Origin of the sequence: Streptomyces sp. YGL11-2 (assembly GCF_050054615.1) — a bacterium.
Classification (GTDB): Bacteria; Actinomycetota; Actinomycetes; order Streptomycetales; family Streptomycetaceae; genus Streptomyces.
Map to the genome: position 1 here is coordinate 130,125 of NZ_JBNHIN010000008.1, position 22,465 is coordinate 152,589.

Genomic DNA, 22,465 nt, shown 5'->3' on the forward strand with positions numbered 1-22,465 from the left:
GAGACGTGGCAATGGAAGCGAAGGAATTGATCGCCGAGGCGGTGCGGCTCGCCACGGAGTCCGTGAACAAGGGCTGGGGCGGGCCGTTCGGCGCGGTCATCGCCCGCGACGGCCAGATCGTCGCCCGCGGGCAGAACCGCGTTTTGCTGACCGGCGACCCCACCGCGCACGCCGAGGTGGAGACCATCCGCAAGGCCGTGCAGATGCTCAACCCTGAGGCGCCGTCAATCTCCGAGGAGCACCAGAACGAGAGCACCCTGCAGTACGTGCCCCGGCCCGAGGGCTCGCCGGACCCGGTGCCGGAACGCGCCCGCATGCTGCGGGGCTGCTCGATCTACATCAGCGGCGCCCCCTGCCCGATGTGCATGAGCGCCATCTACTGGTCCCGGCTGGACGCGGTCTACTTCAGCTGCAGCCTGGAGGACACCCGGCGGATCGGCTTCGACGACTCGTACCAGTACGAGGACTTCCAAAAGCCGCTGGACCAGCGCCGGATCAAGATCCAGCAGATCTACCCCGAGCTGGGCGCCGGCGCCTACGAGGCGTGGTCGCACCGGGTGAACCACCACGCGTACTGACCGGCCCGGCCGGCCCCGCGGCGGGCGGAGCCGGTCCGGCCGCCCCCACACACGGGCACCCGGGCCGCCCTACGCCCAGCTCCCGATGTCGCGCACGATGACCTTCCTGACCTCCTCCGCCTGGGAGTTGAGGTAGAAGTGGCCGCCGGGGAGCACCGTCAGCTCGCAGGGGCCGGTGGTGTGCTCGCGCCAGGCGTCCGCCTCCTCCGGGGTGGTGACCGGATCGCTGTCCCCCACGAGGACCGAGACCGGGCAGCTCAGCCGGGGCCCCTCGCGATGGCGGTAGGTCTCGACGGCCTTGTAGTCCGCGCGGACCGCCGGCAGCACCATCCGCAGCAGCTCCTCGTCGGCGAGCACCGCGTCGTCGGTGCCACTCAACTCCTTGAGGTTGGCGACCAGTCCGTCGTCGTCCCGCAGGTGGACCGACAGGTCGCGGTGCCGGGACGGGGCGCGGCGCCCGGAGGCGAACAGGCCCAGCGGCGGCCTGCCGGCCCGCTCCAGATTCCTGGCGACCTCGTAGGCGACGGTGGCGCCCATGCTGTGGCCAAAGAGCGCCAGCGGCCGGCCGGCCCAGGGCTCCAGCGCCGCGCTGACCTGCTCGGCCACCTCGTGGATGTCCTCCAGGCACGGCTCGGACAGCCGGTCCTGGCGGCCCGGGTACTGCACGGCGAGCACGTCCAGTTGCGGGGACAGCGCCTGCGCCACCGGGTAGTAGAACGTCGCCGAGCCCCCGGCGTGCGGAAAGCAGACCAATCCGCACGGCGCGTCGTCGGCCGGCCGGAACCGGCGGATCCACCGGTTGCTGTTCTCGCTGGTAGTAGCCACGGACAGGAGGTCTATCAGCCCGCCGGGGGACCGATCAACCGGCGCCCGCTCCCCCGCCGCACAGCGCGCGGTCCGGGCCGCTTGCGGGCTCCCCGGTCGCCCCGGCGACCCGCGGCGATACCGTGGACACGTGATGACCCCGCGCGCCCTGGAACCCCGGGAGCCCGGGCGGTACGCGGCCGGTACCGCCCCCGCCCCCCTGGTCTGGTACGCCGCCTACGGGTCCAACATGCACCCCGAGAGGCTCGGCCACTACCTCGCCGGCGGCCGTCCGCCCGGCGGCGAGCGCGACCACCCCGGCTGCCGCGACCCCCGCCGTCCCGCGCGCAGCGCGCCCGTGCTCCTCCGCGGCCGGCTGTACTTCGCCACCGAATCCGCGCTGTGGACCGGCGGCCGGGCCTTCTACGACGCTGACGCGGACGGCGAACTCCCGGCCCATGCCTACCTCCTGACGCTCTCTCAGTTCTCCGACATCGCCGCGCAGGAGATGTACCGCGAGCCGTCCGGCGACCTCGACCTCACACCGGTCCTCACCCGCGGACGCGCCCGCCTCGGCCCCGGCCGGTACGAGACCCTGGTCTGCCCCGGCCGGCTCGACGGGCACCCGGTGCTGACCTTCACCGCCCCCTGGCGCAGCGCGGACGTCCCGCCGAACCCGCCCGCCCCCGCCTATCTGCGCCATATCGCCGCCGGGATCACGGCCACCCACGGCTGGACCCGGCAACGCACCGCGGAATATCTCGCCGCGTGTCCGGGGGTGGACGCTCGGTGGTCGGTCCCGGAGATCGTCGCCCTGCTCTGACTTGCGCAATGACGCGATGTGGGGTTATTTCGAACTAGGTGTGGACGTGGCTTCCGTCTCCCCTGGGTAGGGGGTGCACATCGTGCTGTTCACTGACCGCGCGGACGCCGGACGCCGCCTCGCCGAGGCCGTGCGCCACCTGGAGAGCGAGGATCCCGTCGTCCTGGGCCTGCCCCGTGGCGGCGTCCCGGTGGCCTATCAGGTGGCCCAGGCGCTCGACGCCCCCCTCGACGTGATCGTCGTCCGCAAACTCGGCGTCCCGTATCAACGCGAGCTGGGATTCGGCGCCATCGGCGAGGGCGGCGTACGCGTCATCAGCGACGACATCATCCGCCGGGGCCGGATCAACCAGTCCGACGTCGCCTCCGTGGAGCGCGAGGAAGCGGCGGAACTCGCCCGGCAGGCCGCCCGCTTCCGGGCCGGCCGGCCGCGGCTGACGCTGGAGGGCCGGACGGCGATCGTGATCGACGACGGCATCGCGACCGGCGCCACCGCGGCGGCCGCCTGCGAGGTGGTACGCGCCCAGGGCGCGGCCCGTGTCGTACTGGCCGTCCCCGTGGCGCCGCCCGACGCCGCCGAGCGCCTGCGCAGCAAGGCGGACGAGATCGTCTGCCTCTCCACCCCGTACGCGTTCTCCGCGGTCGGCGAGTGGTACGAGGACTTCTCCCAGACCTCGGACGACGAGGTCGTCTCCCTCCTGGCCCAGGCCGCGGCCGGCCCGGCCGCGCGTGCCGCGTCCGGAACGCCGGCGAGCGTGCCGACCGAGCAGGAGGTGCGGATCGAGGCGGGCCCGGTGCGGCTCACCGGGGATCTCGTCCGGCCCACCGCCACCGCGCCGATCGTGATGTTCGCCCACGGCTCCGGCAGCAGCCGGCACAGCCCCCGCAACCGCGCGGTGGCCGCGGCCCTCAACCGCGCGGGCCTGGGCACCCTGCTCTTCGACCTGCTCACCCCGGCCGAGGAGGCCAACCGGGCCAACGTCTTCGACATCGACACCCTGGCCCGCCGGCTCGCGGACGCCACCCGCTGGCTGCGCGCCCGCGCGCCCGTGCCCATCGGCTACTTCGGCGCCAGCACCGGAGCCGCCGCCGCACTGCGGGCCGCCGCCTACCCGGACGCGGACATCGGCGCCGTGGTCTGCCGCGGTGGCCGCCCCGACCTCACGGGCCGCTCGCTGCTCGGCTCCGTAGAGGCGCCGACCCTCCTGATCGTCGGCGGCAACGACACCCTGGTGCTGGACCTCAACCGCCAGGCGCAGTCCGCGCTGAGCTGCGAGAACACGCTCGAAATCGTCCCCGGCGCCACGCATCTCTTCGAGGAGCGCGGCGCCCTGGACCGGGTCTGCGTCCTCGCCCGCGACTGGTTCACCCGCCACTTCCGGATGCAACCGGCCTGACGCCGGACGGCGAACGGCGGTCGACGGATGACCCGTTGACCGCCGTTCGACCGCCGTCGGCCGGTCCGTGGCCGACACCGCGGCGCACTAGTAGCGCAACGCGCTCGCGATGCCGCCCACCTCGGCCAGCGTGCCGTCCGGTACGAACCGCACCTCCGCGCCGGTGTCCAGGGACCGTTCGACGATCTCGTCGACGATGTCGTCCACCGCGTCCCGCTCGCCGGGCTCCGCCGGTGTCAGATGGCCGCCGGTCTCCCGCACCGTCTCGCGGTAGTTCTCCTCCACGGCCAGCAGGGCGACCCGGCCGGTGGTGACGTTCTGCCGGATCTCGTCGACCCCGGCCGCGAACGCCCGGCGCCCGCGCGCCCGGTCCAGTTCGGCCAGCACCTCCTCGACCTCACCGGCCGCCCGCTTCTCGGCGTAGGGGCGTACGGCCTGCCACACCGCGTCGGGCGGTCCGGCCGCCAGCCCCGCCTGCGGCACCTGCGTGACCTCCCCCTTGGCGCCCTTGGCGCCGCGCAGGACGGTGCCGGCATCGTCCAGCAGGGCGAGCGCGGCCGCCTCGCCGGCCACGTACAGCGGCCGCGGGTCGGACTTGAGGACGGCGCTCATCACCGTGTCCGCCTCCCGCAGGAACTGGCGGGTGTGCTCGTCGCTGAAGGTGCTGGGGATCTCACCGACCTGCTCCTGGTTCTCCGCGTCCGGGTCGACGAGGCTGCGGGTCAGCGGGAAGCCGCCCCGGTGCACCTCGGTGACGCGATCCGCCGCACCGCTCCACAGGGAGATCCGGCCGGCGGAGAGCGCCATGACCCAGAACGGCCGCTCGGCGGCCTGCGCGGCGACCAGGTTGCGGGTCAGGAAGGTGTCCGAGAGCACCACACGGGCGGGCACCGTACGGCCCAGCGACCACACCTGGTGCTCGCCCGGCGCGGCGAAGACCGCCATCCCGTCCTCGGCGTGCGTCAGGTCGATCTCCGAGAGGGCCTGGTCCAACTGCTCGATGACGTCGATCCGTCGGTCCCTGCTGATGTCCGGATCGGCTTGGAGCTGCTCCTTGGCCTCGGCCATCATGTTGCGCAACAGGACCGGGTCCTGTGCGTTGTCCGGCTCCCGGCGATGCGTCGGCATGAGGACCGTCACGGCCGGATAGGGCCGCTGCCGCCGGAGCTTGGCGAGGTCGGCAGAGCTGAGCGCAGCATGCATCGGAACCCTTCTTTCCGCGAGTGGATTCGCACGGGGACACACCGTCGGCCGTACGCGCACCGCCCCCGCACGGCACCGTCCGCCTCTCCCGGTCCGCTACCCCCGCACCCGACCACACTATGAACGATATGCCCGATTCCCCGGTGTGGCAGCAGCAGCGCGGGCCCTCCGGGAACCGGTCCGGGACCCCCTTTGGCCCCGGAAGCGAGCATGCGCCATTCGTGGTGTCATCGAAGCAACGACGCAACGTCGACCACGCTCCGAAGGCGGGAGGAATCATGGCCAGCAAACAGCGAGCCCGGGACATCATGACCGGCGGAGTGCAGTGTGTGGGCGCGCACCAGACTCTGCTCGACGCGGCGAAGATGATGCGTGACCTGAAGGTCGGCTGCCTGCCCATCTGCGGTGACAACAACAGGCTGGCGGGCATGGTCACCGACCGTGACATCGTCATCAAGTGCATTGCCGAGGGCATCGATCCGGCGACGGTGCAGGCCGGGACCCTGGAGCAGAAGCTCCACTGGATCGACGCCGAGGCGGACGCCGCCGACGTGCTGCGCACCATGGAGCAGCACCGGATCAAGCGCCTCCCGGTGATCGACGTCAAGGGCGGCCACCAGCTGATCGGGATGATCTCCGAGGCCGACCTCGCGAAGCACCTCTCCGACGCCCAGGTCGCGCAGTTCGCCACCCGCGTCTACGCGACCGCCTAGCGCCGCCGAACCGCGGCCGAGCGCACCGCACCCGTACCCCCGCACCCGGTCGCGCGACGGCCGCCCGGCAACTCCGTTGCCGGCGCCGCGAATCGGGCGCACCCCGGAACCGGTGCGCCGCGGACCCGGCGTCCCACCGACCCGGCGTCCCACCGCCCCGGCGTCACCTACAGATCCGACTCCTCGCCGATGTACAGCCCGGCGAACGCCTTCGCCGCGGACTCCGACCCCAGCAGCCGCCGCAGCCGCGCCGCGGCGGTCCCCGCCCGGAACCGATCGCCGGACGAGGCGCCGTGCAGCACCTCGGACAGCCACTGCGAGAACTCCAGGTACTGCCACACGCGCCGCAGGCACGCCTCCGAATAGCCGGCCAGGCCGCGGTCGTCGCCTTTGGCGTGGGCGATCAGCGCCTCGCCGAGCAGCAGCGCGTCGTTGATCGCGAGGTTCATCCCCTTCGCCGCGATCGGCGCGACCAGGTGCGCCGCGTCCCCCGCCAGGTACAGCCGGCCGTACGCCATGGGCTCCACAACGTAGTTGTGCATGTCCAGGACCGTCTTCTCGGACAGCGGCCCCTCGGTCAGCGGCCGGGCGCCGCGGGCCGCGAGCCGGATGTGCAGCTCCTCCCAGACCCGTTCGTCCGGCCAGTCCCCGGCGCCGTCGCCGGACGGCACCTCCAGGTAGTAGCGGGTGATCTCGCGGCTGCGCGCCATGTGCGCGCCGAGCCCCCGCTCGTGGATCCCGAAGACCACCCCGTCCGCCGACGGCGGCGCCTCGGCGAGGACCGCCAGCCAGGCCACGCCGTGGTCGTAGCGCGTGAGCACCGCCCGCTCGGCCGGTATCGCCGACCGGCACACCCCGCGCGCCCCGTCGGCCCCCACGATGATGTCGCACTCCAGGCGGTGCCGCTCCCCCGTCCCCGGGTCCTGGTACGAGACGGCGGGCGCGCTCCCGTCGACGTCGTGCAACCGCACGTCCCGCACCCCGAAGTGGGCCCGGCCGCCGGCCCCTTCCACGTACGACGCCAGGAGGTCGCTCACCAACAGCGGCTGCGGATAGACGAAATGGCGCCGCCCCGACAGCCGCGCGGTCCGTATCGCGTGCCGCTCCCCGCCGAACCGGAACTCGAACTCCGCCTGGGTCTCGGCCCGTTCCAACAGCCGCCCGGCCAGCCCCTGCCGGGCCAGCGCGCGGACTGCCCACTCCTCGATGAACCCGGCGCGCGGGCGACGCTCGATGAACTCCCGGCTCTCCGCCTCCAGTAGCACGCAGTCGACACCGGCGGCACGCAGGACGTTCGCCACGGTCAGACCGGCCGGCCCGGCCCCCACGATGACGACGGAGGTACGGGAACTCCCCGGCACCGCAGACGGCCCAGGCGGCGCGGACGGCTCGGAAGGCTCAGAAGGCCCGGCGGGCGGGTGGGAGGACGAGGGTGCGGACACGGCGGGCGGTTCCCTTCGCACGGGGAGCAAGATCGCTCGCAGTATGGCGGTTGGCCGAAACTGTTCGCCGAGCACCCCGGTACCCACCGGTAGGAAGGGGTCCGCCGCGCCCCGGCGACGCGGGCGCGCCCCCTCAGTGCGCCGTCCATCCCCCGTCCATCGCCAGCGACGTCCCGGTGACGAACGACGCCTGCGGGGTGCAGAGACAGGCGACCGCCTCGGCGACCTCCTCCGGTTCGAGCAGCCGCTTGAGGGTGGAATCGGCCGGCAGGAGGTCGGTCGGTACGCGTTCCCGGGGGATGCCGTGCGCGGCGGCCTGGTCGGCGATCTGGCGCTCCACGAGGGGCGTCCGCACGTATCCGGGGTTCACGCAGTTGCTGGTCACGCCGTGCGCGGCGCCCTCCAGGGCGGCGGTCTTCGACAGGCCCTCCAGACCGTGCGTGGCGGCGACGTACACGGACGTGAACGGCGAGGCCCGCAGCCCGTGCACGGAGGAGATGTTGACGATCCGGCCCCAGCCCTGCCCGTACATAGGGGGCAGCGCCCCGCGCAGCAGCCGGAACGGCGCCTCCAGCATGACGGTCAGCACCTCGTGGAACACCTCGGGCGAGAAGTCCTGGATGGGCCGCACGAGTTGGATGCCCGCGTTGTTGACCAGCACGTCGCTGCCCGCCGCGGCCCGCTCGGCGGCGGCCAGGTCGGTGAGGTCCAGCGGGCGGGGCTCGATACGGCCCGGCGCGCCACCGGGGAGGGCGGCCGGCAGCCCGGCGAGTCCGGCGGCGTCCCGGTCCACCGCCCGGACCGTGGCACCGGCCGCCGCCAGCCGCAGCACGCAGGCCCGCCCGATGCCGCTGGCGGCGCCGGTGCCCAGCGCGGTCCGGCCGCGCAGATCGAGGAAAGCCGGGAAACCCGCGAAACCCGCGAAACCCGGAGAGCCCGGGGAACCGGAGGGCGGCCGGCCCGGGAAGTCCGGCGTTCCGGGGCCGCTGATCGCAGTCATGCCCGCACCCTGGAGCGGATCCGGGCCCTCAGGAGGGCGATCCGCGGACTCACTCGAACGGCCGCCCCGGATCGCCTCGCCCCCCTGGTGGCTCCTAGCGTCGAACGACGCGGCGTGCCGTCTGCGCACCGCCGCCACAAGGAGGCCGACCATGCGGAGGCTCATCATCGCGCCGACGGTGCTGCTCGCTCTCACGGCGGCGGGGTGCGGGACGGGAGAGGACGGCGAGACGTCCACCGCCGCCTCGTCGGCCGGCGCACCGGGCGGCGGTCCGGGTCCGCAGAGCTCCGGCGGCGGCCCGCCGGACCCGGCGTCGCCCACCGTTCCCGGTCAGCCGGTGAGCTGCGGCGAGATCGCCGATGCGCTGGGCCGGGCGCACGGCGTCGCGCTGTTCGCCGACCCCGGCGCGGGCGGCACGGTCGGCTGCTCGGAGGCGCACGACGTGATGGCCGAGTTCTTCCTGCGGGCGCCCCCGTCACGCGCGAACCGCGGTGCGCTCGCCGTCCGGGGCTGGTTGTGCCAGTACGAGAGCGGGCCGACCGGCACCTGGATCACCAGCTGCCGCAAGGACAAGCGGGAGATGCACACGGAGGAGTCGACCGGGCGGGACGGCGGCCCCGGCGGTCCTCCGGGCGCCTCCCAACTGCCCAGCCTGCCCGATGACTCCGTGACCCCGGTAGCACGGCCGTCGACGACCGAGTTGTAGGGCGCGGCGGGGCACCGACGCCACGCCGCCGGCCGCCCCGGCCCCTCAGGGAACCGCGAGTTCCTCCCCCATGCCGTGGAACCACGTCGGCCCGGCCTCCACCGCCTTCTTGATCCGGGTCAGCGCGAAGCCGTCCAGCTCCGGGAGGGCGTCGAGGGCGAACCAGCCGACCTCCACCGACTCGTCGTCGTTGACCCTCGCCTCGCCGCCGACCGCCCGGCAGCGCAGCGTGACATCCATGAACTGGCACACGTCGCCGTTGGGGTACTCGGTCGGCGGCATGGTCTCGACGAGCACGACGTCCTCGGCCACCACCCGCACCGCGGTCTCCTCGTACACCTCGCGCGTCGCCGTCTCGGCGGGCTGCTCACCGGGCTCGGGGATGCCGCCGATGATCGACCAGCCGCCGGTGTCGGCCCGCTTGCCGAGCAGCACCCGGCCGTCGCCGTCGAAGACGACCGCGCTCACCCCGGGCAGCCACAGCAGCTGCCGGCCGATGGAGCTCCGGAGTTCGCGGATGAATTCGGGGGTTGCCATGCGTCGACCCTACGGGACCCGGTGGGCGGATCCCCGCCGCGAACCGGGATCGCGGACGCCCAGCCGCGGCCGGACACCCGCCGGGACGCCGGGCGCGTATCAGGCACCTATCAGGCACGTCTTCAGGGGCGCGCGGCCGGGCCGGTCACGCCGTCGACGTCGGCCGGCGAAGCCGCAGCCGCTCGCGGACGCAGCGCACCGCGCCCTCCGCGTCATCGACGGTGACGGTGAACGTCCGCCCGTCACCGAGCCGGAGCACCATCCCCTCCCCGCGGCGTACGACCACCGCGGTGCCCTGCTCGGGACGCCAGCGGTAGCCCCAGCCGCCCCAGTGGCGGGGGGTGACCCGGGGATCGACGTCGGCGCCGACGACCGTGTCCAGCGGGATCCGGCGCCGCGGCACTCCCATGTGGCCGCACCGGACCTCCAGGCAGTCGTCGTCGACCCGGACCGCGACATGGACGAAGGCCAGGGTGCCGAAGAGCACCAGTAGGCCGGCCGCGACACAGCCGACCACGGACATCACCAGCGGCGCCAGGCCCGAGGTCCAGGTGCTCTCGACGGCGAGGGCGACGCCCAGCGCCAGGCAGGCCGCGCCCACGACGGCCAGCAGCCACTGCATGCGGTTGGTGGCGGTGCCGTGCCAGACCTCGGGGATCTCCGCACCGGAGCCGCCGGAGCGAGGTGCGCCGCCGGCCGCGCCGTCCGCGGAGCCGTGGCGATCGGGGGCTGCTGCCCCCTCGTGGGGGTGGTCCCTCATGGGACGCAGCGTACGCGCCTTCGCACGCTACGGCAGCGCTTCACGGCGCGTGGTTCGTCACGCCGCGCCCGAAGCCGACGCGGCGGCGCCGACGTCATGGATGACGTCGACGTCGAGCAGCCGGCCCTCCTCGTACGCCAGCGCCATGGCCGGCAGCGCGGCCGGACGGCCGCCGAGGATCACGGTGACGGTGCCGGTCGGAGCCGCCGACGGTGCCGGTTCGGCGCCGATCCTGCGCAGTGCCTGAGCGGCGACGGCCTCGGCGGAGCCGTGCAGGACGAGGCGCGGGGCGCCGGGCTGCTGGAGGGCTGCGCGGATCCGCTCGGCGACCAGCTCGTAGTGGGTGCAGCCCAGCACGACGGCGCGTACGTCCCGCGGGGTGATATGTGCCGCGGCGGCGATGGCGGCGTCGATCGCGGCGTCGTCCGCCGCCTCCACGGCGTCGGCGAGCCCGGGGCAAGGCACTCCGGTGACCGCCACCCCGCTCGCGAACCGCTCGATCAGGTCCCGCTGGTAGGGGCTGCCGGTGGTGGCCGGGGTGGCCCAGATGGCGACCGGGCCGCCACCGGCGGCCGCGGGCTTGATCGCCGGGACGGTGCCGATGACCGGCACGGCCGGCTCCAGTGCGGCGCGCAGCGCGGGCAGGGCGTGCACCGACGCGGTGTTACAGGCCACGATCAGCGCGTCGGGCCGGTGCGCCGCCGCGGCACGGGCCACGTCCAGCGCGAGGGCGGTGACCTCGTCCCGGCTGCGCGGGCCCCACGGCAGGCTGTCGGGGTTGGCGGAGAGGACCAGATCCGCGTCCGGCCGCAGACGGCGAACGGCGGCGGCTGCCGCGAGCAGCCCGGTCCCGGAGTCCATCAGCGCGATCTTCACCCGGACACTTTACTCAGCCGCCCGCCCGACTTGTCATACCGGCCGGGGGAACGTCCGCACCGGGAGGCCGTGTCGATCACCGCTGAGCGGCGGCCGTGGTGGGCAGACTGCGCCCGTGGGAGCGATGGAGTGGATCGGTGCCGGGTCGCTGCTGGCCTGGGTGTGGCTGGTGCTGGGGCAGGGCTTCTTCTGGCGGACCGACGTCCGGCTGCCGGACCGGCGGGATCCGGACCGCTGGCCGTCGGTCGCGGTGGTGGTCCCGGCGCGCGACGAGGCCGAGGTGCTGCCCGCGAGCCTGCCGACGCTGCTCGCGCAGAAGTACCCCGGCCGGGCGGAGGTCTTCCTCGTCGACGACGGCAGCACGGACGGGACCGGCGCGCTGGCCCGCGAGCTGGCGGACGGGCGCGGCGGGCTGCTGCTGACCGTCGCCTCCCCCGGTGAACCGGAGCCGGGCTGGACCGGCAAGCTGTGGGCCGTGCGGCACGGCATCGCGCTGGCCCGGGAGCGCGCGGCGCCGGAGTACCTGCTGCTGACCGACGCGGACATCGCGCACGCCCCGGACAGCCTCCGGGAGTTGGTGGCCGCGGCCCACTCCGCGGACCTGGATCTGGTGTCGCAGATGGCGCGGCTGCGGGTGGTGACCTTCTGGGAGCGGCTGGTCGTGCCGGCGTTCGTGTACTTCTTCGGGCAGCTCTACCCGTTCCGCCGGGTCAACCGCCGCGGTGCGCGGACCGCCGCGGCGGCCGGCGGCTGCGTGCTGCTGCGGCGGGAGGCGGCGGAACGGGCGGGCGTCCCCGAGGCGATCCGGCACGCGGTGATCGACGATGTGACGCTGGCGCGCGCCGTGCAGCGGTCCGGCGGCGCGATCTGGCTGGGGCTGGCCGACCGGGTCACCAGCGTGCGGCCGTATCCGCGGCTGGCCGGACTGTGGCGGATGGTCTCCCGCAGCGCCTACGCCCAGCTGCGGCACCAGCCGCTGCTCCTGCTGGGCACGGTCCTCGGCCTGGCCCTGGTCTATCTGGTGCCGCCGGTCGCGCTGCTGGCCGGACTGGCCGCCGGCCGTCCGGCGCTCGCCGTGCCGGGCGGCGCGGCCTGGGCCCTGATGTGCGGTACGTACCTGCCGATGCTGCGCTACTACCGGCAGCCGCTGTGGTCGGCCCCGCTGCTGCCCTTCACCGCGCTGCTCTACCTCCTGATGACGGTCGACTCCGCGGTGCAGCACTACCGGGGGCGCGGCGCGGCTTGGAAGGGCCGCACCTACGGGGCGGTGTGAGCCGCGCTCCGGCCGGGCCCGCGGTCACTTGCCGGCCGGGGACCACGTGAGGCCCCAGCCGTAGGCGTGGTCGACGGTGCGCTGCGGGCTGACGCCGGGCTCGGGGACGAGGTAGCGGGCCTCGCGCCGCACGACGAGTTCGCCGCCGGTGTGGGTGATCAGGGCCAGTGCGCAGACGGTGGAGGGGACCGCGCAGGCGTCGAGCGAGAACTCGACGGGGGCGCCGTGCCGGGGCTGGAGGGTGACCGTGGCGTTCAGTCCCTCGAAGCTGCGGGCGCCGGCGTAGATCGTCACGAAGATCAGGATGCGCCGGAAGCGCGCCTGGTGGTCGAGGTTGACGGTGAGGTTCTCGCCGGTCGCGACCGCGCCGGTGCGGTCGTCGCGGTCGAGCCGGATGTACGGCGGGGCGTCCAGGGCGCCGAAGGCGTCGGCGAGCGGGTGCACCACACCGGCCGAGCCGTCGGTGAGTTCGTAGAGCGCGCACAGGTCGAGGTCGAGGTCGAGGTCACCGGACGGCGGCAGCGGCGCGCCGCGGGCGCCCAGCGCCTCCATGGCCCTGCGGCCGAGTTTCTTGGTGAATCGCCTCCCGGCGCTGCCCGCGCTCCAGTTGAGGTTCACCCGCATCGTGCCGGACGTGCCGCCCTGCTTCGTCAACGAAACCGCCGGAGCGTCCTTCGTGAGGGTGACTTTTGCCAGGCGCGCGGGAGGGGGCGCGGAAGCCGGCGCGGGTTGCCCGGACGGTGGCGGAATTGACGCCACCGGTTGACCCGGCGGCAACGAGGGCGGCGCGGGCGCCGCAGGGACCTGACCGGGATACGGAGCCGGCGGCGCGGGCGGCTCCTCCTCGACGCGGATGCCGAAGTCCGTGGCCAGCCCGGCGAGCCCGCTGACGTACCCCTGCCCCACCGCACGGAACCTCCAGGCCCCGGCGCGGCGGTAGAACTCGCCCAGGACGAAGGCGGTCTCGGTGGTGGCGTCCGCGCTGTCGAAGCGGGCCAGCTCGGCCCCCGCGGCCGCCTCCAGTACCCGTATGTGCAGGCCGGGCACGGCGCCGAAGCCGCCTCCGTCGGCGGAGGCGGCGAGCACCACCGTCTCGACGGCGGGCTCCACGGCGGCCAGATCCACCGCGATGGCGTCGGTCACCGCCCCGCCGGCCGCCCGCTTGCCCTCATGGCGTACGGCGCCGGAGGCGTGCGCCGGCTGGTCGTGGAAGACGAAGTCGGCGTCGCCGCGGACCCTTCCGGACACCAGGAGCAGCGCGGAGGCGTCCACGTCCGGCACGCCGGGGGCCGGCCGCCAGCCCAGTTCCACCCGTACCGCCGTGGCCGGGACCGGCACATGGCCGCCCTTGAGCATCGGCATCGCCGCACCTTCCTCTCGGTCTCCCGGTCCCCTCGTTCCGCTCGCCCTCGCACCCCGTCAGCGGCAGTGCACCCCAACCTACTTGGCCGTGAGCACCCGGAATCGCCAACTGTTCATCCGCGAGAAGCGCGCTCTTTACACGATTCCTACGGGCGATCGCGACCGATTTTCACAAGTTCGCTCGCATTGTGGACCCATGGTCGCTCGCAACCCATAAAACAACCCTCTTTTCAGGCTCCCCAATCGACACATCGTGGGCTTAACTTATGAAGCATGACCTCCCCCCGCTCTACCTACGGCGGCGGCTACTACGCTTCGCCCTCCTTCCCGGACACCCCGATCTACGACAGCCTCGTCGCAGAGCGGGGTACCCCGCAGATCGCCCCGATCCGCGTGAATCCGTCCCCTTACGACACCGGTTCCTCCCATTTGCCGGCGCTGCCTTCGGCGCTGCCCGCGCTTCCCGCGGGGCCCTCCTATCCCTCCGCGGGCAACGGGTATCCGGGTGCCGCCGCGCAGCCGGTCGCCCCGCTGCAGCACACCCCGGCCCCGTACATCCCGCAGCAGGCGGGAACCCGCGGCTACCAGCCCCCGCAGCAGCACCAGCGCCCGGCCGGCGGCACCGGCTACGAAGCGATGCGCCCGGCCGCCCCGGTCGCACCGCGGCCCGCCTCGCCCTTCGACGATCCGTACGGCCGCCAGTACCCCCGCGGATACTGACCGGACCGACGGTCCCGTCCCGGCCGTTCGGTCAATTGTCCGAGGCGGCTGGCAGGATGGGGCCATGTCGATGTCCGTGCTGCAGTCGCTCCATCTCTATCCGGTCAAATCCATGGCGGGGTCCGGTCCCGGCGAGGCGGTCGTGGAGCCGTGGGGGCTCGCCGGGGACCGACGCTGGCTGGTGGTGGACGCCGAGCGGCGGCTGGTGACCCAACGCCAGCATCCGGCGCTGGCGTTGGCCCGTGCCGAGGAGCGGCCCGAGGGTGCCCTGCGGCTGACCGCGCCCGGGATGCCGCCGCTGACGGTCGAGGTGCCGGCCCCGGTGGAGACGATCTCGGTCGGGGTGTGGAAGGACGAGGTCGAGGTGGTGCCCGCGGGCGCCGAGGCGGCCGAGTGGTTCCGTGCCTATCTCGGGGTCGAGTGCCAGATGGTGCATCTCGACGCCCCGGAGAAGCGCCGCCCCGTCGATCCGGAGTACGGCCTGCCCGGGGACACCGTCAGCTTCGCCGACGGCTATCCACTGCTGCTCACCACCACCGCGTCGCTGGACGCCCTCAACTCCCTCGTCGCGCAGGGCGACCTCCCCGACGAGGGCCCGCTGCCGATGAACCGTTTCCGGCCCAATGTGGTGGTGGACCGCACCGCGCCCTGGGCGGAGGACGACTGGCGGCGGGTGCGCATCGGCGAGGTGGTCTTCGACGTGGCCAAGCCCAGCGCACGGTGCGTGGTCACCACCACCGACCAGTCCACCGCCGAGCGCGGGAAGGAACCGCTGCGGACGCTGGCCCGCAACCGGCGCTTCGGCGACCGGCTGGTCTTCGGCCAGAATCTGATCCCGCGCGGGACGGGCACGATCCGGATCGGCGACCCGTTCGAGATACTCGGCTGACGGGCCGGCGCGCCCCTCCGGCGTGGTCGCGCCACGGGTGTGCACGGCTGCCGTCGTACGCATTGCGGGCCGGTCGGCGGCTGCCTACAGTGAGCGCACAGCGCCGCCGACGGGACCGGCCGCGGGGGGAGACAGAGAGCTGTTGTGTCGATGCCTGCAAGGGACGCCGGAGGCGGTCTTCTCATCCCTGTCCAGCATCTGCGGCCCGGGGACCACGCCTTTGTGAGTTACGGCAACGACGAGGTGCGCTGGGAGGTCGTCACGGCCTTCGTGCGCCTCGGGCTGGCCCGCGGCGAGAAGGTCCTGGTGCTGCCCTGCCCCGGCGTGCCGGAGGAAGAGGTGCTGGCCCGCATCGACTTCCCGAGCCGCAGCACGGTCCCGGCCCGCGAGCGCGGCCAGCTGGTGCTGACCAGCATGCGGGAACTGCTCCTGCCGGACACCGAGTTCACCGCGGCCCGGCAGCTCGGCCGGCTGCGCGCGGCCACCGACCGGGCGACGGCCGAGGGCTATGCGGGGCTGCGGGCGTTCATCGACATGGGCTGGGTGCCCGCCCTCGGCACCGACGTCGCGGTGATGGAACGCCGGGAGACCGGTGCGGACGAGTTGTTCGCCGGGCGGCCGTACACGGAGATCTGCGCGTACGACCGCCGCCGGTTCGACCGGAAGGTGGTGGCCGCGATGGAACGGGCGCACCCGCGCGCCGTGCTGGAGCGGCTGGGCACTCTGCGGGCGGTGCGCGGCCCCGGCGAGGCGCTGTGCTTCGTCGGCGAGGCGGATGCGGCGAACCAGGCCGCGTTCACCCGGTCGTTGGAGATCGCACTGGCGCGGACGGCGGCGGCCCGCCGGCTCACCGTCGATCTGACGCGGCTGCACTTTCTCTCGGTGGGCTGCGCGGTGGCGCTGCTCGCCCTGGCCCGGGGCGCGGTGGGCCATGATCTGGTCGAGGTGCGCTGCGACGGCGGGCAGCGCCGGATGCTGCGGCGGCTGGGCGCCGATGCGGTGCCGCGGCTGACGCCGACGGAGGTGGTACGGCCGTGCTGAACCCGGAACCGGCCGGTCGGGCGGAGGTGCCGGCGGAGGAGCCCGGCCGCCGGCTGCTGCAGCGGCGCTTCACCGCGCGCCTGCTGCCGCAACTGCGGCTGCTGGTCGAGGAATGCGCGGCCCGCGAGGGGCTGTGCGAGCCGCGGCGCGGCGAGTTCGTGCTGGCCGTGGACGAGATCGCCGGGAACGCCGTGGAGCACGCGGGCGGTTCGGGACGGCTGGTGCTGCGGCGGGTGGGCGATGAGCTGGAGTGCCGGATCAGCGACGCGGGGCCGGGGTTCAGCGAGGCGGTGATCCCGGAACTGCTGCCGGGCCTGGACGGCGCGCCGAAGGGGCGCGGGCTGTGGCTGGCGCGGCTGGTGGCCGACCGGTTCGCAGTGTCCAGGGGGACGGGGGCGCCCGGGGCCGCGGGCGAGGCGGGCGCGGTGGTGACCGTGGCCGTACGGCTGCCCTGACGCCGGGGCGTACGGGGCGCTCTTCGGCCTTTTCGCAACGAGCATCACAACTCCCCCCAAACACCCCCAACTCGCACCGCGACATGGGGTGTTCACGAAACGGGTGGGTCCGGTGGGGCGGATGCGACCGGGCCGGCCGCCGCCCCGCGGCGCGATGTCACTCTCTCTTCACCGAACCTTCGCATGGACGCCGTGCCACGCGGTATGCACAGATCTGGGCGGCGGCAAAGGCAGCAAAGGGGCGGCGATGCGGGCGATGTGGGGCTTATGGCACTGGCGGCACAATCCGGTGCGACGGCGGACGGACCGGATCGAAGCCTGGATCGCGCTGGCCGCCGCCCTGCTGATCGCCTTCGGGGCGCCCGCGCTCGGCTGGTCCGCCGGCCGGGCCGCACACGGCGCGCTGCTGGAGGCCGTACGCCGGCAGCACCGGGAGCGGTATCCGGTGTGGGCCACCGCCGACCGACCGGCCTCCCGGCCGCCCGCCCACTCCGATCCGGAGACCTCCTCCCCGCACACGGCGCGCCTGGGGACGGTGGCCCGCTGGACCGGGCGGGACGGCAGCGCGCACACCGCCGAGATCGCGGCAACCCGGGCCGTGCAGCCCGGTGCGCGGTTCCGCATCTGGACCGACGGCCGCGGGCGAATGGTGCCGCGCCCGATGGACACGGGCGCGGCGGCGACCCATGCGGTGCTGGCCGGACTGGGTGTCGCCGGGGTCGCCGGAGGGCTGGTCGACGCCGCCCGGCGGCTGGCCGTCCGGCAGCTGATGGTGCGTCGGTACCGCCGCTGGGACGCGGCATGGGAGCGCGCGGGGCAGGACTGGGGCCGGGCGGACGCCGGGAGTTGAGGTGCGGCTGACCAGGCGGCGGACTGTGTCCGCCACCACTCGCCGGGCGCGCTACGGTGGTGCAGCCAGCCTCTCGGCTGGGGCCTCGCAGACCCCGATGCGGACATCCGCGGACGTATGACTGCCGGGGCGACATCCGCCGCACGAAGTGGGGACACGACAGCGCCATGGCACAGGGCTCGGTCCAGGTGACGCACTCCGGATCGTCGCGTTGGCGGCGCCGCACCGGGGAGTACAGTTCGCTCGCCGCCGCCCTGGAGGCCGCCGGGGACGGTGACGTGCTGACCGTGCCGGCCGGTACGTACCGCGAGAACCTGGTGCTGCTGCGCGCGGTGACGCTGCGCGGTCCCGAGGGGGCCCGCGGGTCGGTGCGGATCGCGCCGGCCGACGGTGTGGCGCTGACGATACGGGCCTCGGCCACCGTCCACGATCTGCATCTGGAGGCGGCGGATTCCGCCTCGCCCGCGCTGCTGGTGGAGGACGGCGCCCCCGAACTGGCCGACATCCGGGTGGTGACCCGGTCCGCGGCCGGTATCGAGGTCCGGGGCGGGGCCCGTCCGACGGTGCGCCGCTGCACGGTCGACAACACGGGCGGCGTCGGCATCAGCGTGCTGGACGGCGCCGGCGGGGTCTTCGAGGAGTGCGAGGTGATGGCCGCCGGGCAGGCCGGGGTGGCGGTGCGCGGCGGCGCCCATCCTCGGCTGGAGAACTGCCGGATCCACCACGCCTCGGGGGCGGGCCTGTCCCTGACCGGCGAGGGCAGCGCGGTCGAGGCGATCGGCTGCGAGTTGTACGAGATCAAGGGCACGGGCGTCCAGGTGGCTGCGCGGGCCACCGGGCATCTCACCCACTGCACGGTGCACCGGACGTCGGCGGACGGCGTCACCCTGGACACCGACGCGGTGCTCACCCTCGCCGACTGCGACATCCACGACATCCCGGAGAACGCCGTCGACCTCCGCTCGCGGTCGGTGCTGACGCTGACCCGCAGCACCGTGCGGCACTTCGGGCGCAACGGCCTGTCCGTATGGGACCCGGGCACTCGGGTGGACGCCAACCAGTGCGAGATCCACGACAGTACGGGCGACTATCCCGCGGTGTGGGTCAGCGACGGCGCGACCGCGGTGCTCGACGCCACGCGGGTGCACGACGTGCCGGACGCGCTGTTCGTGCTCGACCGGGGCTCCCGCGCCGACGTCGTGGACTGCGATATCGCGCAGGTCCGCAACACCGCGGTGTCGGTGAGCGACGGCGCGACCGTCCAGCTGGACGACTGCCGGATCCGGGAGACCTCGACCGGCGCCTGGTTCCGCGACCACGGCAGCGGCGGCACGCTCGCCAACTGCACCATCGACGCGGCGCAGACCGGCGTGATCGTCACCAAGGGCGCGGATCCCACCATCGAGGGCTGCACGGTCAGTTCGCCCACCGAGGCCGGGTTCTACGTCTCGGCGGAGGGCCGCGGCACCTTCCACGGCTGCCGGGTCACCGGCAGTTCGGGCTTCGGCTTCCATGTGATCGACGGCTGCCGCACCACGCTGACCCGGTGCCGTACGGAGCGCTGTGCGCGGGGCGGTTACGAGTTCGCCGACGCGCACGGCACCGGCGGCGGGCCCACTGTCGAGGACTGCACCAGCGACGAGAGCCGGACCACACCGGCGCCGGCCGCGGGGGCGGCGACGGCGCCCTCGGTGCAGCAGGCGACGCAGACGGCTGGGCTGCTGGGCAACGTCCCGGCGCAGCGCGCCCCGTCGGCGGCCACCGAGACCGCGGAAGAGCCGGTGGCCGGCCGCCCCTCCGAGGAGGTGCTGGGTGAACTGGACACCCTCGTAGGGCTGGAGAGCGTCAAGCGCGAGGTACGCAGCCTGATCAACATGATCGAGGTGGGCCGGCGGCGGCAGGAGGCGGGGCTCAAGGCCGCCTCGGCCCGCCGCCATCTGGTCTTCACCGGCTCCCCCGGCACCGGCAAGACGACGGTGGCCCGGCTGTACGGCGAGATCCTGCACGCGCTGGGCGTACTGGAGCGCGGGCACCTGGTCGAGGTGTCGCGGGTGGACCTGGTGGGCGAGCACATCGGGTCGACGGCGATCCGCACCCAGGAGGCGTTCGACCGGGCGCGCGGCGGGGTGCTGTTCATCGACGAGGCGTACGCCCTCTCGCCGGAGGACTCCGGGCGGGACTTCGGCAAGGAGGCCATCGACACCCTGGTGAAGCTGATGGAGGACCACCGGGACGCGGTGGTGGTGATCGTGGCCGGCTACACCGCCGAGATGGAGCGCTTCCTGGCGGTCAACCCCGGTGTCTCGTCCCGTTTTTCACGGACCATCACGTTCGGCGACTACGCGCCCGAGGAACTGCTGCGGATCGTCGAGCAGCAGGGCGAGGAGCATGAGTACCGGCTCGCCGAGGGGGCCGGCGAGGGGCTGCTGAAGTACTTCACGGCGCTGCCCAAGGGGCCGTCGTTCGGCAATGGGCGTACCGCGCGGCAGACGTTCGAGGCGATGGTCGAGCGGCACGCGGGCCGGGTGGCGAAACTGCCCGACCCGAGTACCGACGACCTGACCCTCCTCTACGCGGAGGACCTGCCCGAACTGCCGTGAGCGGGCGCCCGTTCGGCGCGCGGGCACGGTGTCGCGGGGCCGAGCCGGGCGATCAGTTCGGCGCGTACCTTGTCGAAGACCGGGTCGGCCTGGTAGTCGCCGTGGCCGAGGATCTGGGCGGGCAGCGGGTTCTGCAGCGTGCGGCCGAAGGCGAGCGGGTCGCGCAGCGGCCCCTCGTCGATCCGACGGCCGTCCTCGCAGGTGAGCCGGATCGGGCCGCCGATGGGGTCGGTGAAGCGCCACAGGTTGCGCCAGTCGTCCATCTCGCGGTGCAGCCCGGTGAGCGCGGTCGGGCCGAAGAAGGCGGGGAACCAGCGGCCGTAGAGGCGTTCCAGGGGGCTGCCGTACGTCAGCAGCGCGACCCGGCTGCGGGTGACCAGGTCCAGCTGCCAGACGGCCGCCGCGGCCAGCACACTGCCCTGGGAGTGCCCCGAGATCACCAGCCGGCCGTCGAACCGCTCGGTCCAGGTGGCCATCCGCCAGGTCAGGTCGGGCACCGCGCGCTCGGCGTAGCAGGGCGGCGCGAAGGGGTGGGCGGCGCGCGGCCAGAAGGTGCCCACGTCCCAGAGGATGCCGATGGTGCGGCGGGCGGAGTGGTCGCGGTAGGCGCGCCGGCCCATCGTGAGCAGCAGGATGACACCGGCGCCCATGAGCCAGGAGCCGAGGGATTCGGCGGTCTCGGCGGCGGCGTGGAGGACCGGCGGGGGGTCCGCGGTGGCGCGGCCGGGCGCCTGGTCGGTGATCCAGGCGCCGGCCACCGCGCCCGCCCCCAGGGTGAGCGTGACGGCGGCGGTGGCGGCCACCAGGACCGGGGCCGCGTCGGTCAGCCCGGCGCGTGCGATGGTGCCGGCGATCCGCCGGGTGCGCGGTGCGTCGGGCCGCTCGCGCGGGTCGTAGAGGCCCGGCACGTCCTGGGCGACACGGTTGCGGACGACGATCACCCGGATCCCGGCGAGCACCGCGACGACGGCGACCACGACCAGCAGCGCGGGGATCACCGACGCCTGCCAGGACAGCAGGACCGGCGGCCCGGGGATCGCGGCGGGGTCCCGGCCGGGGGCCGCCGGCCCGCCGATCCAGTCGGCGAACCGCACCGCCACTCCCCCGGACAGCACCCCGCCGACCGCGCAGGACAGCAGCGCGACGGCGGGCCCGCCCATCCCGCGCAGCGCCGTCCGGGCCTCGTCGCGGGCGGCGCGCTGCAGGAACCAGGCGGTCACCGCCAGCGCGAGGACCAAGGCGCCCTGGAGGACGGCGATCCCGCCGAAGGCCGCGACACCGGGCAGCGGGCCGTGGCTGCGCGCTTCCGGGCGCGCCCAGCCGGCGTGGACGGCGGTCAGCGCCAGCACGAGCAGGGCGGCGTACGGCAGCGCCCGTACGGCCGGGTGGTCGGACCCGTCGTCCGGTGCCGCCTCGCTGCGGGCGGTGCGCCAGACGACGAGCAGGGTGCCGGCGGCGAGCAGCACGACCAGCAAGGCCAGGCCCTGTCCGAGGGCGACGAGGGTGCCGTCGCCGACCCGCCGGTCGCTCCGGAGGGAGGCGACGAGCAGGGCGGCGGCGATGGTCAGGACCCCGGCCGTGGTGTGCGCGGCGCGCAGCCGGGCGACGAGCCGGCGGCCGTACCAGAAGCCGTCCAGGTTGAGCGCGGTGCGCTCCTCGGCGGGGGTGTCGCGGGAGGCGCCGGGCCGGCGGGGCGGCGGCGAGGCGGACTCGTACGCGCTCCAGGTGCGGTGCGAGAGCCACCAGAGGAATCCGACGACCATCAGGGGCACGACGGAGGCGAGCGCCAGCCGGCGGCCGGGGACGCTCCACCAGCCGGCGTTGTCGGGGCTGAGGAAGCCCAGCCAGGATTTCCCGGCGACGCAGACGGGGGTGCCGGCGCACTGCCAGGCGGTGAGGTCGAGGGCGACCTCGCAGGCCGCGGCGGCGAGCAGCACGGTGAGGGTGAGCGCGAGGAGGCGCACCAGGAGGTCGTAGATCCGCTGCGCCCGGTGGTCGGGCGGAGCGGCCGGGCGCATCCAGTGGGCGAGGTTGGCGACCATGAAGGGCACCAGGATCAGCCAGAGCGCGCGGGCGCCGTTGCCGGACGTCAGATTGCTCCAGCAGTACGCCTCCCGGACCGGTTCGGAGAAGTGGTCGCCGGTCCGCTCCTCGGCGTCCGCGTCGTCGGTGCGGCGGTAGCAGGCGGCGGTGTCGTCGCCGGTGATCCGCTGGACGCGCGGGTCGCCGAGCATCTTCTCGGGCGTGGTGCCGCCGACTCCGTGGACCAGCAGCTCCAGGCTGAGCTGGGGCAGCGGCGCGGTGTCCGGTGCGGTGTCCGGTGCGGCATCTGTCGTGGTGGTACGGCCCGTTGGGCCGGTGTGCGGTGGTGTGTCCGCGGTCTCCACTGGCTCTCCCCCGATGTCAGTGCGGTGCGTGATGCGGTGCGTGATGCGGA

The 22,465-nt window shown here is 74.2% G+C and carries 21 protein-coding genes; 12 read left to right on the forward strand and 9 right to left on the reverse strand.

Annotated features, from left to right (window positions below):
• Positions 1-11: 11 nt before the first annotated feature.
• Positions 12-578, forward strand: coding sequence for a nucleoside deaminase (locus ACO1BR_RS11990; protein WP_426795031.1), 567 nt, complete (start codon positions 12-14; stop codon positions 576-578).
• A gap of 69 nt (positions 579-647) precedes the next feature.
• Here the strand turns inward: ACO1BR_RS11990 and ACO1BR_RS11995 are convergent, their stop codons facing one another.
• Complete coding sequence (locus ACO1BR_RS11995; RefSeq protein WP_426795032.1) at positions 648-1,403, reverse strand: thioesterase II family protein; 756 nt, start codon at positions 1,401-1,403, stop codon at positions 648-650.
• A gap of 133 nt (positions 1,404-1,536) precedes the next feature.
• Here ACO1BR_RS11995 and ACO1BR_RS12000 point away from each other — a divergent pair, with 133 nt between their 5' ends.
• Both ACO1BR_RS12000 and ACO1BR_RS12005 read left to right on the forward strand, forming a co-directional pair.
• Positions 1,537-2,205, forward strand: coding sequence for a histone deacetylase (locus tag ACO1BR_RS12000; protein ID WP_426795145.1), 669 nt, complete (start codon positions 1,537-1,539; stop codon positions 2,203-2,205).
• Between the two features lie 82 nt (positions 2,206-2,287).
• On the forward strand, positions 2,288-3,601 hold the full coding sequence (locus ACO1BR_RS12005; protein ID WP_426795033.1) for a phosphoribosyltransferase family protein: 1,314 nt from the start codon (positions 2,288-2,290) through the stop codon (positions 3,599-3,601).
• An 87-nt stretch (positions 3,602-3,688) separates the two neighbouring features.
• Here ACO1BR_RS12005 and ACO1BR_RS12010 read toward each other — a convergent pair whose 3' ends face one another.
• Complete coding sequence (locus ACO1BR_RS12010) at positions 3,689-4,804, reverse strand: chemotaxis protein (RefSeq protein ID WP_426795034.1); 1,116 nt, start codon at positions 4,802-4,804, stop codon at positions 3,689-3,691.
• Between the two features lie 278 nt (positions 4,805-5,082).
• Between ACO1BR_RS12010 and ACO1BR_RS12015 the strand changes: the two genes are divergently transcribed.
• Positions 5,083-5,517: a CBS domain-containing protein gene (locus ACO1BR_RS12015; protein ID WP_426795035.1), complete on the forward strand. Its 435-nt coding sequence runs from the start codon at positions 5,083-5,085 to the stop codon at positions 5,515-5,517.
• A 167-nt stretch (positions 5,518-5,684) separates the two neighbouring features.
• On the opposite strand, the gene ACO1BR_RS12020 is transcribed toward ACO1BR_RS12015, so the two are convergent.
• Both ACO1BR_RS12020 and ACO1BR_RS12025 read right to left on the reverse strand, forming a co-directional pair.
• Entirely contained in the window at positions 5,685-6,878 is a 1,194-nt protein-coding gene (locus ACO1BR_RS12020) for a 4-hydroxybenzoate 3-monooxygenase (protein WP_426795036.1), read from the reverse strand.
• A gap of 214 nt (positions 6,879-7,092) precedes the next feature.
• Positions 7,093-7,959, reverse strand: coding sequence for an SDR family oxidoreductase (locus ACO1BR_RS12025; RefSeq protein ID WP_426795037.1), 867 nt, complete (start codon positions 7,957-7,959; stop codon positions 7,093-7,095).
• 151 nt (positions 7,960-8,110) lie between these two features.
• Here ACO1BR_RS12025 and ACO1BR_RS12030 point away from each other — a divergent pair, with 151 nt between their 5' ends.
• The gene (locus ACO1BR_RS12030; protein WP_426795038.1) at positions 8,111-8,665 is read left to right on the forward strand and encodes a hypothetical protein; all 555 of its coding nucleotides are present in this window, start codon (positions 8,111-8,113) and stop codon (positions 8,663-8,665) included.
• Between the two features lie 45 nt (positions 8,666-8,710).
• On the opposite strand, the gene ACO1BR_RS12035 is transcribed toward ACO1BR_RS12030, so the two are convergent.
• From ACO1BR_RS12035 to ACO1BR_RS12045, 3 genes are all read right to left on the reverse strand, one after another.
• Positions 8,711-9,202, reverse strand: coding sequence for an NUDIX hydrolase (locus tag ACO1BR_RS12035; protein ID WP_159504977.1), 492 nt, complete (start codon positions 9,200-9,202; stop codon positions 8,711-8,713).
• 145 nt (positions 9,203-9,347) lie between these two features.
• Positions 9,348-9,962: a hypothetical protein gene (locus ACO1BR_RS12040; protein WP_426795039.1), complete on the reverse strand. Its 615-nt coding sequence runs from the start codon at positions 9,960-9,962 to the stop codon at positions 9,348-9,350.
• Between the two features lie 57 nt (positions 9,963-10,019).
• Entirely contained in the window at positions 10,020-10,838 is an 819-nt protein-coding gene (locus ACO1BR_RS12045; RefSeq protein ID WP_426795040.1) for a glutamate racemase, read from the reverse strand.
• 124 nt (positions 10,839-10,962) lie between these two features.
• Between ACO1BR_RS12045 and ACO1BR_RS12050 the strand changes: the two genes are divergently transcribed.
• On the forward strand, positions 10,963-12,111 hold the full coding sequence (locus ACO1BR_RS12050; protein ID WP_426795146.1) for a glycosyltransferase: 1,149 nt from the start codon (positions 10,963-10,965) through the stop codon (positions 12,109-12,111).
• Positions 12,112-12,135: 24 nt separating this feature from the next.
• Here the strand turns inward: ACO1BR_RS12050 and ACO1BR_RS12055 are convergent, their stop codons facing one another.
• Positions 12,136-13,473, reverse strand: a complete 1,338-nt coding sequence (locus ACO1BR_RS12055; protein WP_426795041.1) for a TerD family protein — start codon at positions 13,471-13,473, stop codon at positions 12,136-12,138.
• A 273-nt stretch (positions 13,474-13,746) separates the two neighbouring features.
• On the opposite strand from ACO1BR_RS12055, the gene ACO1BR_RS12060 reads away from it, so the two are divergent.
• The 6 genes from ACO1BR_RS12060 (at position 13,747) to ACO1BR_RS12085 (ending at position 20,028) form a co-directional block, all read left to right on the forward strand.
• Positions 13,747-14,193 (forward strand): DUF6643 family protein, encoded by a 447-nt coding sequence (locus ACO1BR_RS12060; RefSeq protein WP_426795042.1) that lies wholly within the window; start codon positions 13,747-13,749, stop codon positions 14,191-14,193.
• 64 nt (positions 14,194-14,257) lie between these two features.
• Positions 14,258-15,082, forward strand: coding sequence for an MOSC domain-containing protein (locus tag ACO1BR_RS12065; protein WP_426795043.1), 825 nt, complete (start codon positions 14,258-14,260; stop codon positions 15,080-15,082).
• 222 nt (positions 15,083-15,304) lie between these two features.
• Positions 15,305-16,123: an MEDS domain-containing protein gene (locus tag ACO1BR_RS12070; RefSeq protein ID WP_426795044.1), complete on the forward strand. Its 819-nt coding sequence runs from the start codon at positions 15,305-15,307 to the stop codon at positions 16,121-16,123.
• The gene (locus ACO1BR_RS12075) at positions 16,117-16,578 is read left to right on the forward strand and encodes an ATP-binding protein (RefSeq protein ID WP_426795045.1); all 462 of its coding nucleotides are present in this window, start codon (positions 16,117-16,119) and stop codon (positions 16,576-16,578) included. The genes ACO1BR_RS12070 and ACO1BR_RS12075 overlap by 7 nt, the downstream gene beginning before the upstream one ends.
• Before the next feature lie 247 nt (positions 16,579-16,825).
• Positions 16,826-17,428, forward strand: coding sequence for an Rv1733c family protein (locus tag ACO1BR_RS12080; RefSeq protein WP_426795046.1), 603 nt, complete (start codon positions 16,826-16,828; stop codon positions 17,426-17,428).
• 167 nt (positions 17,429-17,595) lie between these two features.
• On the forward strand, positions 17,596-20,028 hold the full coding sequence (locus ACO1BR_RS12085; protein WP_426795047.1) for a right-handed parallel beta-helix repeat-containing protein: 2,433 nt from the start codon (positions 17,596-17,598) through the stop codon (positions 20,026-20,028).
• On the opposite strand, the gene ACO1BR_RS12090 is transcribed toward ACO1BR_RS12085, so the two are convergent.
• Complete coding sequence (locus tag ACO1BR_RS12090) at positions 19,998-22,415, reverse strand: hypothetical protein (protein ID WP_426795048.1); 2,418 nt, start codon at positions 22,413-22,415, stop codon at positions 19,998-20,000. The genes ACO1BR_RS12085 and ACO1BR_RS12090 overlap by 31 nt on opposite strands.
• Positions 22,416-22,465: the final 50 nt, after the last annotated feature.

Coding starts and splice junctions, on each gene's coding strand:
- ACO1BR_RS11990 (WP_426795031.1), top strand. CDS start 12: ATGGAAGCGAAGGAATTGATCGCCGAGGCGGTGCGGCTCGCCACGGAG.
- ACO1BR_RS12000 (WP_426795145.1), top strand. CDS start 1,537: ATGACCCCGCGCGCCCTGGAACCCCGGGAGCCCGGGCGGTACGCGGCC.
- ACO1BR_RS12010 (WP_426795034.1), bottom strand. CDS start 4,804: ATGCATGCTGCGCTCAGCTCTGCCGACCTCGCCAAGCTCCGGCGGCAG.
- ACO1BR_RS12015 (WP_426795035.1), top strand. CDS start 5,083: ATGGCCAGCAAACAGCGAGCCCGGGACATCATGACCGGCGGAGTGCAG.
- ACO1BR_RS12025 (WP_426795037.1), bottom strand. CDS start 7,959: ATGACTGCGATCAGCGGCCCCGGAACGCCGGACTTCCCGGGCCGGCCG.
- ACO1BR_RS12030 (WP_426795038.1), top strand. CDS start 8,111: ATGCGGAGGCTCATCATCGCGCCGACGGTGCTGCTCGCTCTCACGGCG.
- ACO1BR_RS12035 (WP_159504977.1), bottom strand. CDS start 9,202: ATGGCAACCCCCGAATTCATCCGCGAACTCCGGAGCTCCATCGGCCGG.
- ACO1BR_RS12040 (WP_426795039.1), bottom strand. CDS start 9,962: ATGAGGGACCACCCCCACGAGGGGGCAGCAGCCCCCGATCGCCACGGC.
- ACO1BR_RS12050 (WP_426795146.1), top strand. CDS start 10,963: ATGGAGTGGATCGGTGCCGGGTCGCTGCTGGCCTGGGTGTGGCTGGTG.
- ACO1BR_RS12055 (WP_426795041.1), bottom strand. CDS start 13,473: ATGCCGATGCTCAAGGGCGGCCATGTGCCGGTCCCGGCCACGGCGGTA.
- ACO1BR_RS12060 (WP_426795042.1), top strand. CDS start 13,747: ATGACCTCCCCCCGCTCTACCTACGGCGGCGGCTACTACGCTTCGCCC.
- ACO1BR_RS12065 (WP_426795043.1), top strand. CDS start 14,258: ATGTCGATGTCCGTGCTGCAGTCGCTCCATCTCTATCCGGTCAAATCC.
- ACO1BR_RS12080 (WP_426795046.1), top strand. CDS start 16,826: ATGCGGGCGATGTGGGGCTTATGGCACTGGCGGCACAATCCGGTGCGA.
- ACO1BR_RS12085 (WP_426795047.1), top strand. CDS start 17,596: ATGGCACAGGGCTCGGTCCAGGTGACGCACTCCGGATCGTCGCGTTGG.